10 protein-coding genes are annotated in these 11,547 nt (G+C 69.6%); 3 read left to right on the forward strand and 7 right to left on the reverse strand.

The features are described 5' to 3' along the window. Window positions 1–78 precede the first annotated feature (78 nt). Window positions 79–1,680 (forward strand): adenylate/guanylate cyclase domain-containing protein, encoded by a 1,602-nt coding sequence (locus KXD97_RS04280; RefSeq protein ID WP_260755615.1) that lies wholly within the window; start codon window positions 79–81, stop codon window positions 1,678–1,680. A gap of 15 nt (window positions 1,681–1,695) precedes the next feature. On the opposite strand, the gene topA is transcribed toward KXD97_RS04280, so the two are convergent. From topA to KXD97_RS04295, 3 genes are all read right to left on the reverse strand, one after another. Then, entirely contained in the window at window positions 1,696–4,515 is a 2,820-nt protein-coding gene (gene topA / locus KXD97_RS04285) for a type I DNA topoisomerase (protein WP_260755616.1), read from the reverse strand. 134 nt (window positions 4,516–4,649) lie between these two features. Further along, entirely contained in the window at window positions 4,650–5,240 is a 591-nt protein-coding gene (locus tag KXD97_RS04290; RefSeq protein ID WP_260755617.1) for a hypothetical protein, read from the reverse strand. A 131-nt stretch (window positions 5,241–5,371) separates the two neighbouring features. Further along, window positions 5,372–5,575 (reverse strand): cold-shock protein, encoded by a 204-nt coding sequence (locus KXD97_RS04295; RefSeq protein WP_003882601.1) that lies wholly within the window; start codon window positions 5,573–5,575, stop codon window positions 5,372–5,374. Between the two features lie 279 nt (window positions 5,576–5,854). Between KXD97_RS04295 and KXD97_RS04300 the strand changes: the two genes are divergently transcribed. Continuing rightward, window positions 5,855–8,203, forward strand: a complete 2,349-nt coding sequence (locus KXD97_RS04300; protein WP_260755618.1) for a DEAD/DEAH box helicase — start codon at window positions 5,855–5,857, stop codon at window positions 8,201–8,203. Between the two features lie 84 nt (window positions 8,204–8,287). Then, window positions 8,288–9,373 carry a PAS domain-containing protein gene (locus KXD97_RS04305; protein WP_260755619.1) on the forward strand — a complete coding sequence of 362 codons (1,086 nt, stop codon included), beginning with the start codon at window positions 8,288–8,290 and terminating at the stop codon, window positions 9,371–9,373. Between the two features lie 18 nt (window positions 9,374–9,391). Here KXD97_RS04305 and KXD97_RS04310 read toward each other — a convergent pair whose 3' ends face one another. Genes KXD97_RS04310 through KXD97_RS04325 form a run of 4 tightly spaced genes read right to left on the reverse strand, consistent with a single transcriptional unit; the run spans window position 9,392 to window position 11,546 of the window. Further along, window positions 9,392–10,621, reverse strand: a complete 1,230-nt coding sequence (locus KXD97_RS04310) for a serine/threonine-protein kinase (RefSeq protein ID WP_260755620.1) — start codon at window positions 10,619–10,621, stop codon at window positions 9,392–9,394. 55 nt (window positions 10,622–10,676) lie between these two features. After that, entirely contained in the window at window positions 10,677–11,114 is a 438-nt protein-coding gene (locus tag KXD97_RS04315; RefSeq protein WP_396884655.1) for an Rv3654c family TadE-like protein, read from the reverse strand. Next, the gene (locus tag KXD97_RS04320; RefSeq protein ID WP_313901381.1) at window positions 11,014–11,328 is read right to left on the reverse strand and encodes a TadE family type IV pilus minor pilin; all 315 of its coding nucleotides are present in this window, start codon (window positions 11,326–11,328) and stop codon (window positions 11,014–11,016) included. The genes KXD97_RS04315 and KXD97_RS04320 overlap by 101 nt, the downstream gene beginning before the upstream one ends. A gap of 14 nt (window positions 11,329–11,342) precedes the next feature. After that, a complete protein-coding gene (locus KXD97_RS04325; RefSeq protein ID WP_260755622.1) occupies window positions 11,343–11,546 on the reverse strand; it encodes a DUF4244 domain-containing protein in 204 nt (67 codons plus the stop codon). Window position 11,547 lies beyond the last annotated feature (1 nt).

The raw sequence follows: 11,547 nt of genomic DNA on the forward strand, positions 1-11,547 counted from the left end.
GATAACAGTAATGCTGCGAACCGACACGTCCGTCCCAGACGCCCCTTCCGCGTCAGGAGAGCCCGATACGGTATTCGGGTGGCCGCCGAACCGATCGAAGTGGGACGAATCAGTGCATTCGTCCGCTGGGTCGCGCGTACACCGTGGCCGGTGTTCACGCTGGGCATGCTGCAGGCCGACATCATCGGCGCTCTGCTGGTCCTGGGCTTCCTGCGGTTCGGGCTCCCGCCGGAGGACCGCATCCAGCTGCAGGACCTGCCCGCCTACAACCTGGCGATCTTCCTCGGCTACCTGTTCATCTCGTTCACCGTGGCCTCGTACCTGACCCTGCGCATGCTGATTCCGGTGATGCGCTGGCAGCGCCGCGACATGCTGCTCGGCGACCGCGACCCCGCCGAAACCGAGGTCGCCCGCATGCGGGCGCTGAAGATGCCGTTCTACCGGTCGGTGATCAGCGCGACGAACTGGCTGCTCGGCTCGGTGGTCTTCATCGTGGCCAGCTGGCCGGTCGCCAGCAAGTCCGCGCCGGTGGTGGCGGTCGCGACGGGCCTGGGCGCCACGGCCACCGCGATCATCGGATACCTGCAATCCGAGCGGGTGCTGCGGCCGGTCGCGGTGGCCGCGCTGCGCGGCGGCGTGCCGGAGAACTTCCGCGCCCCGGGCGTCATCCTGCGCCAGGTCCTGACGTGGGTGCTGTCCACCGGCGTTCCGGTCCTGGCCATCCTGCTGGCGCTGGTCGCAAGCAAGTTCGACGTGCTCACCGCTCCCGCCGACCGGCTGAGCACCACGATCCTGCTGCTGGCGATCGTGGCGCTGGTCATCGGGCTGTCCAGCACCGTGCTGGTCGCGATGTCGATCGCCGACCCGCTGCGCCAGCTCCGCTGGGCTCTCGGCGAGGTGCAGCGCGGCAACTACAACGCCCACATGCAGATCTACGACGCCAGCGAGCTGGGCCTGCTGCAGGCCGGCTTCAACGACATGGTGCGCGACCTGGCCGAACGGCAACGCCTGCGCGACCTGTTCGGCCGCTACGTCGGTGAGGACGTCGCCCGCCGGGCCCTGGAGCGGGGCACCGAGCTCGGCGGTCAGGAACGCGACGTCGCGGTGCTGTTCGTCGACCTGGTGGGATCAACCCACTTGGCCGCGACCCGGCCCGCCGCCGAGGTGGTGAACCTGCTCAACGACTTCTTCCGCGTCGTCGTCGACACGGTCAACCGGCACGGCGGCTTCGTCAACAAGTTCCAGGGCGACGCGGCACTGGCCATCTTCGGCGCGCCGATCGAACATCCCGACGCCTCCGGGGCGGCGCTGGCGGCCTCCCGCGAGCTGCACGACGAACTGATCCGGGTGCTCGGTGAGACCGAGTTCGGTATCGGGGTGTCCGCGGGCCGGGCGATCGCCGGCCACATCGGCGCGCAGGCGCGGTTCGAGTACACCGTGATCGGCGACCCCGTCAACGAGGCCGCCCGGCTCACCGAGCTGGCCAAACTCGAACCCGGGCACGTGCTGGCATCGTCGATCGCCGTCGCCGACGCGCTCGACGCCGAGGCGCTGTGCTGGGATGTCGGCGAGATCGTCGAGTTGCGCGGTCGTACCGCCCCGACCCAGCTCGCCCGCCCGCTCAACCTGATCTCGCCGCACGACGTCGGCCAGGAAGTCGCCAGCGACGTCTCGCAGTAACCCGCCGACAGAGGCTCAGGCCTTCTTCGCCGCGGCCTTCTTCGCCGCGGCCTTCTTCGCCGGGGTCTTCTTGGCCGCCTTCTTCGCCGGGGCCTTCTTGGTGGCCTTCTTCTTCACCGGGCCCCGGGCGCGGCGGTCCGCCAGCAGCTCGGAGGCCCGCTCATCGGTGATCGACATGACGTCGTCGCCCTTGCGCAGGCTCGCGTTGGTCTCGCCGTCGGTGACGTACGGCCCGAAACGGCCGTCCTTGATCACCATCGGTTTCTCCGATACCGGGTCGACACCCAGCTCGCGCAGCGGCGGTGTGGCCGCGCCCTGGCGGCCGCGCCGTTTGGGCTCGGCGTAGATCTTCAGCGCCTCGTCGAGGGTGATCGAGAAGATCTGGTCTTCGGTGGCCAGCGATCGGGAGTCGGTGCCCTTCTTCAGATACGGGCCGTAGCGGCCGTTCTGCGCGGTGATCTCCTCGCCGCTGGCCGGATCGACACCGACCACCCGCGGCAGCGACAGCAGCTTGAGCGCGTCCTGCAGCGTCACCGTCTCCAGATCCATGCTCCGGAGCAGTGACCCGGTGCGCGGCTTCGGCCCGGTCGGCTTCTTGCCCTTCTTGGCCGTCGCACCGGCGTCGCCGTCGTCTCCAGGTCCGGGTTCGGGCAGCACCTCGGTCACGTACGGTCCGTAGCGGCCGTCCTTGGCGACGATCTCGTGCCCGGTCTCCGGGTCGACACCCAGCGATCGACCCTCTTGCGGGGTGGCGAACAGCTTTTCGGCCAGCTCCAGGGTCAGCTCGTCCGGCGTCAGCTCGTCTTTGAGGTTGGCCCGCTGTGGGGTCGGCTCGCCGTCCTCACCGACGATCATGCGCTCCAGGTAGGCGCCGTTGCGGCCCACCCGGACGTTGACCGCGCGGCCTTCGGCGTCGTCGAAGAGTTTGATGGAGTTGACTTCTCGCGCGTCGATCTCTTCCAGGTTGCCGCCGACAAGCTTCTTGAGCCCGCCCTCCCTGGCGATCGATCCGTCGACGCCGTGTTCGCCGCCGAAGTAGAAGTTGTTGAGCCAGTTGGTGCGTCGCTCGTTACCGGCAGCGATCTCGTCGAGTTCGTCTTCCATCGCGGCGGTGAAGTCGTAATCGACCAGGCGCGCGAAATGCTGCTCGAGCAGACCGATGACCGCGAACGCCACCCACGACGGGACCAGCGCGCTGCCCTTCTTGTGCACGTAGCCGCGGTCCTGGATGGTCTTGATGATCGAGCTGTAGGTCGACGGCCTGCCGATCCCGAGGTCTTCGAGCGCCTTGATCAGCGACGCCTCGGTGTAGCGCGCCGGCGGCGAGGTGCTGTGCCCGTCGGCGGTCAGATCCTTGGCGTCGACGCGCTGCCCCTGGGTCAGGTTCGGCAGCCTGCTCTCGGCGTCGTCGGCCTCCCCACCGGCCTGCTCGTCGAGGCTCTCGACGTAAGCCTTCAGGAAGCCCGGGAACGTGATGGTGCGGCCGCTGGCGTTGAACACGACCTGCTCGCCGGAACGGGCATTCCCGCCGATCCGCAGGCTCAGCGTGGTGCCGCGCGCGTCGGCCATCTGGCTGGCGACGGTGCGCTGCCAGATCAGCTCGTAGAGGCGGAACTCGTCCGTGTCGAGCTGGCTGTGCAGCTGACCGGGGGTCTGGAACACGTCGCCGGCGGGGCGGATCGCCTCATGCGCCTCCTGCGCGTTCTTCACCTTGCGGGTGTACTGCCGAGGCGTCGGATGCACGTACTCCTCGCCGTAGAGCTGGCGAGCCTGATTGCGTGCGGCTTCCACAGCGCTGGCCGACAACGTGGTCGAGTCGGTACGCATATACGTGATGTAGCCGTTCTCGTAGAGCCGCTGAGCGATGCTCATCGTGCGCTCCGACGAGAACCGCAGCTTGCGGCCCGCCTCCTGCTGCAGTGTCGAGGTCATGAACGGCGCGTACGGCTTGCGGGTGTAGGGCTTCTGCTCGACCGACGTGACGGCCAGCTGCGCGCCGCGCAGGCCGGTGGCCAGCGCGTTGGCGCCGGCCTCGTCCAGGACGAGCACCTCGTCGGGCTTCTTGACCGCGCCGAGGGAGTCGAAGTCACGGCCGGTGGCCACCCGACGACCGTCGACGGTGTTGAGCTTGGCGGTGAAGGTCGGCGGGCTGGCCGAAGCGTCGGAGACGCTGGCGTCCAGCTCGGCGGTGACGTCCCAGTAGTCGGCGGAGCGGAAGGCCATCCGCTCCCGCTCGCGCTGCACGATGATGCGGGTCGCCACGGACTGCACCCGGCCGGCCGACAGTTTCGGCGCGACCTTCTTCCACAGCACGGGGCTGACCTCGTAGCCGTAGAGACGGTCGAGGATGCGACGGGTCTCCTGCGCGTCGACCAGGTCGTTGTCCAGGTCGCGGGGATCCTCGGCGGCCGCCCGGATCGCGGGCTCGGTGATCTCGTGGAACACCATCCGCTTGACCGGGATGCGCGGTTTGAGCGTCTCCAGCAGGTGCCAGGCGATGGCTTCGCCCTCGCGGTCACCGTCGGTGGCCAGATAGAGCTCGTCGACGTTCTTGAGCTTGTCCTTGAGGTCTGCGACCGTGCTCTTTTTGTCCGGACTGATGATGTAGAGCGGCTCGAAATTGTGCTCCACATCGACGCCCAGGCGCGCCCAAGGCTCGGATTTGTACTTGGCCGGGACGTCGGCTGCGTTGCGCGGCAGGTCACGGATGTGCCCGCGCGAGGACTCGACGATGTAGTTCGAGCCGAGATAACCGGCAATCTTGCGCGCCTTGGTCGGCGACTCGACGATCACGAGTCGCCGCACACGTCCGCTGCCGCGGTCCTCGTCAGCCACCTTTGTCCAGCTCCAATTCTTCAGCTGCCCGCGAAATGCACTTACTCATGCGTCCCGCCCCGGCAAGTGACAATTTGGCACCCCGCGCCTGCCTACGCAAACCGTCCCCGCCCCGTCAGAGCTGTTCCGGCCGGTTACAGCCTCGGCCACTGCGACAACGCCCCATCCTGCTCCGGCGGTTCCCCCACGTTCTCTACCAGGCGCGATAGCCGTCGTCGTCCACTGATCCGCAACGCAGGATGAGCCCCCCGGGTGCCGATCAGAGTCGGTGCGATCCCGACCCTCATCATCGCCGACGCGAGCGCCGGATGCGTGTCGGGCGCGTGCGGGTCCAGCCCGAGCAGGTAGCGGTCGTCCTCGGGGCGCCCGGCGGCCAATGTCCAGGCCCGCAGCTGCCGAGGCCCGGGCAGCCACTGCGGGGGGACCGTCTTGACCGCTCCCCTGGTCCACTCGGCGGCGATTACGACCAGTCTGGCGTCGACCGCGGTGCGCACCAGCGGGGTGTTCTCGTCGGTCCGGGCGATCTCCGGGTCCAGGCCGGCCTCGGCGATCATCTCGGCCAGTCCCTCGGCCCGCCACAACGCGTCCACCACCACGGACAGCCGTGCGGCCGCTCCGGTGGCGCCGCCGACGAGCACCGCCTGTCCGGGCGCGGCCAGGATCCCCGTCAGGTCGGCGATCGCCGGGGGCACCGACTCGGCCGAGAAGAAGGACAGCTGGCTCACAGAACAGACACTAGGGCAGCCGGGCCCCACAGCCCCGTTACCCGGCCATCCCGGGCGTGCGTGAAGAGAAGAACGCCCCCGTGTCGTCCGGCAGGACGGCGCGGGGGCGTCTTGAGGTCTTGGGGGCCCGCTCAGATGGCGCGAACGCCGGTGGCCTGGGGCCCCTTGGGGCTCTGGCCGACCTCGAACTCGACCTTCTGGTTCTCCTCCAGGGTGCGGAAGCCGGAACCCTGAATTTCCGTGTAGTGGACAAAAACGTCAGCGGAGCCGTCCTCGGGGGCGATGAAGCCGAAGCCCTTCTCCGCGTTGAACCACTTCACAGTTCCCTGTGGCATCTTTCGTACTTTCCTTCTCTGTATTCACCGGGTGCGGCCCGCCGTCTTTCGGCAGGCCGGGCCCGTTCCGACCGCCATACCTTTGTGGAGTGCTCGGAACTCGACCCGACCTACAACCCTCGCAGGAACCGCGATCGCAACGTCGTTCCTGCGAGTGCTGATACACGAACACAGAAGCTGCGACCGTCGTAAGTCAATCATGTTCAGGCCAGCTGCGACAGTTCTCGCGGCCATCACGTAGTGAACAATTCACGTAGGACAACACCTGGAGGGACCGCCGTGACAGATCCGGGGCCGGATTTCGGCCGCGAACTGCTCGCGTGCGCCATCGACGGAACCGCCGCCGACGAGCATCCGCTGCGTCATGTCGCGGATCTGGCGCCCAGACGGGCCCGGCGGCAGGCGTGGCCCGCATGGGCGGACCCAGATCTGGTGGGGGCGTTCCGTGATCGCGGTGTCGAGGCGTTGTGGTCCCACCAGCTGGCGGCCGCCGAGCTGGCCCGCGACGGCCGGCACGTCGTGCTGAGCACCGGCACGGCCTCGGGCAAGTCACTGGCCTACCAACTGCCCATATTGACGGCGCTGAAGCAGAATCCGCGGGCGCGGGCGCTCTATCTGTCCCCGACCAAGGCACTCGGCCACGATCAACTGCGTGCGGCCACCGCGCTCACCGCCGCGGTGCCCGGCCTGGCCGACGTCGCGCCGAGCCCGTACGACGGCGACAGCCCCTCCGAGGTACGCCGCTTCGCCCGCGAGCGGTCCCGGTGGATCTTCTCCAACCCGGACATGATCCACCTGTCGCTGCTGCGCAACCACGCCCGCTGGGCGGTGTTCCTGCGCCATCTGCAGTACGTGGTCGTCGATGAATGCCATTACTACCGCGGCATTTTCGGGTCCAACGTGGCGATGGTGCTGCGCCGCCTGCTGCGGCTGTGCGCGCGGTACTCGGCCGCCGGCTCCGAATTCGCCGGGCCCACGGTCATCTTCGCCAGCGCCACCACCGCCCAGCCCGCCGCGACGGCGTCGGAGCTGATCGGCCAGACCGTGGTCGAGGTGACCGAGGACGGGTCGCCGCAGGGGGCCCGCACCGTCGCACTCTGGGAGCCGGCGCTGATGACCGATCTGCTCGGCGAGAACGGTGCCCCGGTGCGTCGTTCGGCGGGCGCCGAGGCGGCCCGGGTGATGGCCGACCTGATCGTCGAGGGTGCCCGGACGCTGACTTTCGTGCGTTCCCGGCGCGGCGCCGAACTCACCGCGCTCGGCGCACGGGACCGATTGGCCGACACCGCACCTGAGCTGGCGCCGCTGGTGGCGTCCTACCGCGCCGGCTATCTGGCGGAGGACCGCCGCGCGCTGGAGCGCGCGCTGACCGAGGGCGAACTGCGCGGCGTGGCGACGACGAACGCGTTGGAGCTCGGCGTGGACATCGCCGGGCTCGATGCCGTTGTGCTGGCCGGTTTTCCGGGGACGGTGGCGTCGTTCTGGCAGCAGGCCGGCCGCGCGGGCCGTCGCGGGCAGGGCGCGCTGATCGTGCTGATCGCCCGCGACGACCCGCTCGACACCTACCTGGTGCACCATCCGGCGGCCCTGCTGGACAAACCGATCGAGCGGGTGGTCATCGACCCCGGCAACCCTTACGTGCTGGGTCCGCAGTTGCTCTGCGCAGCAACTGAATTACCGCTCACCGAGACCGAGGTCCGGATGTGGGGCGCCGAGGCGGTGGCCGAATCCCTGGTCGACGACGGCCTGCTGCGCCGCCGCCCCAGCGGCTACTTCCCCGCGCCGGGCCTGGACCCCCACCCCGCGGTGGATATCCGGGGCGCCACGGGCGGACAGATCGCGATCCTGGAGGCGGACACCGGCAGGATGCTGGGCAGCACGGGCGCAGGCCAGGCGTCGTCCTCGGTGCACCCGGGTGCGGTGTATCTGCACCAGGGCGAGAGTTACGTCGTCGATTCTCTGGATTTCGAGGACGGCGTCGCGTTCGTGCACGCCGAGGATCCCGGCTACACCACCTTCGCCCGGGAGCTGACCGACATCAGCGTTACCGGTCCCGGTGAGCGCACCGACTTCGGGCCGGTCACAGTGGGTCTGGTGCCGGTGTCGGTGAGCAACACCGTCACGGGGTATCTGCGGCGGCGGATGAACGGTGAAGTGATCGACTTCGTCGAACTCGACATGCCCACCCGCAGCCTGGAGACGATGGCGGTGATGTGCACCATCACACCGGAGGCGCTGCAGGACAACGGGATCGACCCGCTGCGGACACCTGGTGCGCTGCACGCGGCCGAACACGCGGCGATCGGCCTGCTGCCGCTGGTGGCCAGTTGCGACCGCGGCGACATCGGCGGGGTCTCGACCGCGATCGGCCCCGTCGACGGGCTGCCGTCGATCTTCGTCTACGACGGCCACCCCGGCGGGGCCGGGTTCGCTGCACGCGGGTTCGCCACGATGGACCGCTGGTGGGAGGCCACCGCGTCGGCGATCGAGGCGTGCGAGTGCCCGTCGGGATGCCCGTCGTGCGTGCAGTCCCCCAAGTGCGGCAACGGAAACGATCCTCTGGACAAGGACGGCGCCGTGCGGGTTCTGCGACTGGTCGTGCGACTGCTCACGGCACGGCTGGACTGAACCTGACACCAACTGGCTCGGAGATCCCCGCGCCGCGAACCTTCCCCGCCGTCGGGCGCCTGCGGCCTCGGTAGGATCACCGGCATGACCCACGACTGGCTGCTCGTGGAAACACTCGGCACCGAGCCCGCCGTCGTCGCGCATGGCGCGTACACCAAGGACCTCGTCCCGATCGGCAACTACCTGCGCCGCAACCCGTACCTGATGGCCATCCAGACCGCCATCGGTGAGACAGTCCGCGCGGGGGCGGGCCTGAGCAGCATCACCCCCAAGAACGACCGGGTCATCCGCACCGAGGTGGTCCAGATGTCCGACGGCCGGATCCACGGTGTTCAGGTGTGGGCCGGCGCACCCGACGACACCCCACCGGAACGTCCACTGGTGGGGCCGCTGCTGTGGGATCTCACCAGTGGGACCGCCACCGACACCCGCGAGTCGCTCGAGGTGGGCGGCTGGGATCCGAACAAACAGGCCACACACGGTCGTGCCTTCGCCGACGACCTGCCCCGCCGCGACCTCAATCCGAACGAGGCCGAGGTGCTCACCATGGTGATCAGACCTGAGCCGGGGGTGACGTTGTGCAACACCTGGGAGGTCACCGACTACCGGGGTCAGCCCATCACGGTCGGGTTCGTGGCCCGCTCACTTCCTGAGGTGGCCGACGACGGCAGAGAGCGGTTGATCTGCCGCGCCATGAATTGGCGCAGCGTACGCGAAGGCCCGAGCATCCAACACGACCTGTTGGCCCAGCGCATCGTCGACGGGATGCGACAGCCCGGCGTGTACAGGGCGCTGGTGGATCCGCGGCACTGGACCTTGCTGAAGTGGCTCGACGATCCGGTCCCGTTCCTCAACTGGCGCGCGCACATGTCCAGTGAGGCGACCGTCCATCCGCACGACCGGGCTACCACGATGGTCGCGATGGCCGCCGACTTCGCGACCGGCGTCGCCAGCGGCGTGCTGCGCATGGTGGGCCCCGACGGGGGCTGGACGCCGGTGCACGTCACGGTGAACCGGGTCAAGCTGGGCAAGAACGCCTATGCCGGCTTGGCGTCACTGCGGCTGCCGACGGCGGCCGAACTCGCCGCCGCGGGACTTGAGGGTGCGGTCGAGAGCACCGGACGCCGAACCAAGGCGCTCTCGCGCAAGGACAAAGCCGGCCGCATGTAGTCGAGCGGCCGGTCGGCGTCAGTCGTCGCGACCCTTGTTGGCGCCGTTACCTTTTCCGTTTCCCTTCCCGTGGCCGTTGTTGCCTTTCTTGTCTGGGCCCTTGACGTCGGGCGCGGGCGGCGGCGGCTGCTGCGTCACCAGTGAGGCCGTGGGCGCGGGCGGCGGGGACGGGGGCTGTGTCGGGGGCGGAGCCGGCGTACTGGTGCTGACGGGTTGGACCGGCGTCGACGACGAGAACGGGTTCATCGCCACGGCGAGCGCCGCGACCAGGAAGGCCGCCGCAGCCGCGGCGATCAGAGCGTATCTGCGTCTCAGGGACGCAGGCCGTTGCGGCGGCGCGGCCCGGTGGTAAGCCGACGGCGGCAACGGTTCGGCGAGCACCTTGGTCGCCGGACGTGGCGGCACCCCGATCGGTGCCGCGCCGGCGCTCATCGCCGCGGCATCACCGGCGAGTGCGGCGCGCATCTGGGCGGCGCTTCCGAAACGCAACCGGGGGTCACGGCTCATCGCGCGGTCGATGACCGCGGCGAGGACCGGATCGGCGCCGGTGCGCAGCCCGGCCAGCGGCGGTGGCGGCGCGTCCATGATCGCCCGGGCCAGCGCCACGGGATTGTCGTGCGGGAAGGCGCGGCGGCCCAGTACCGCCTCGTAGCCCATGACGCCGACCGCGTAGAGGTCGTCGGCGACCGAAGCCGGCGCGCCGGCGACGCGTTCAGGACTCATGTAGCACAGCGTGCCGATGATCTGCCCGGTCATGGTGTGCGCGGTTCCGCCGCTCTTGGCGATGCCGAAGTCGGCGACCTGCATGCGGTCGCCGGTGGCCGACAGCAGGATGTTGCCCGGCTTGATGTCGCGGTGCAGCACCCCGCCGGTGTGCGCGGCGTCGAGCGCGGCGAGCACGTCGTCGAGCATGGCCCGCACCTGCGCTGCCGGCAGCGGGACCTCGGCGATGAGATCGGCCAGTGTGCGGCCCGGCAGCCGTTCCATCACGATGAACGGACGACCGTCGTGCTCGCCGAAGTCGTGGACCGCCACGATGTTGGGATGCGACAGCGCCGCCGCGGAGCGGGCCTCGTCCTGAAATCTGAGCCGGGCTCCCGGGTCGGCGTTGAGGTTCGGCAGCAGCAGTTTGACCGCCACCGGACGGTTCAGCCGCGTGTCCCAGCCGTCGCGAACCTCGGCCATGCCGCCGCACCCGAGCAGGCCCCGTAATTCATAACGGCCGGCAAGCGTCTCGCTGCCAGTCATGCCGGCAGCGTATCCGTACCCGCGGGGAGGTAAACCCACCGCGTCAGCTCCCCGATCAGCCGGCGACGGGACCGGCACGGGCCATCGCCGACGCCGGACCCAGGACGAATCCGCCGGTGCGCACCGGGACGCCGGTACGAACCACGACGTCAAGGTCGTCGAACGCGCAGCCGGTCAGCGTCGCGCCCAAGGACCGGGCCACGTGCTCGGCGACCCCGCATGCCGCGGCCTGCCCCGCCGCGGTCCGAGATGCGGCGCTGAGCGCGGCAAGGTCGGCGGCGGCTTGCGCTCGATGGCGGGCCGTCACCGCCGACCCGATCGCCAGCCCGCCCCAGGTGAGGGTCAGCAGGACCAGCACCATCAGCGCCGCGGTGACGGTGGCGGCGCCGTCCTCATCGCTGGCCGGGCTCGGCCACCGACATCCCTTCGGCCGCGATGACGATGCCGGGCAGTACCGCCGATCCCGCGGTGACCCGGGCGACGACGAAATCACCGTCGCGGCGCACCGCGACGACCGCCTCGGGCGGCGCGATCTGCCGCGCCGCGCGGGTGGCCGACGCGTGATCCCCGCGCGCCGCCAGCCGGGCCGCCTCACGGGCGGCATCGATGCAGCGCACCTGTAGCGACACCGCGGTGAGCCCCGCGACGCAGACGACGAGCACGGCCACCAGCGCGGCGATCGCGAAAGCGGCTTCGGCGGTGGCGATTCCGGATTCACCGCTCAGATGTTGGTGTTCAGCGCCCGGCTGATGATGTTGGTCAGCGCGGACACGATCGAATCCCCGGTGACCACGGTGTACAGGATCGCGCCGAACGCCGCCGCGGCGATGGTGCCGATGGCGTACTCGACGGTGGACATGCTGTCGTCGGCGACAGCCAGCACGAGCATCCTGGTGCGAATGTCGCGGATACGGTCTTTCCACATG

Origin of the sequence: Mycobacterium sp. SMC-8, from assembly GCF_025263565.1 — a bacterium.
In the GTDB taxonomy this organism is placed as follows: domain Bacteria; phylum Actinomycetota; class Actinomycetes; order Mycobacteriales; family Mycobacteriaceae; genus Mycobacterium.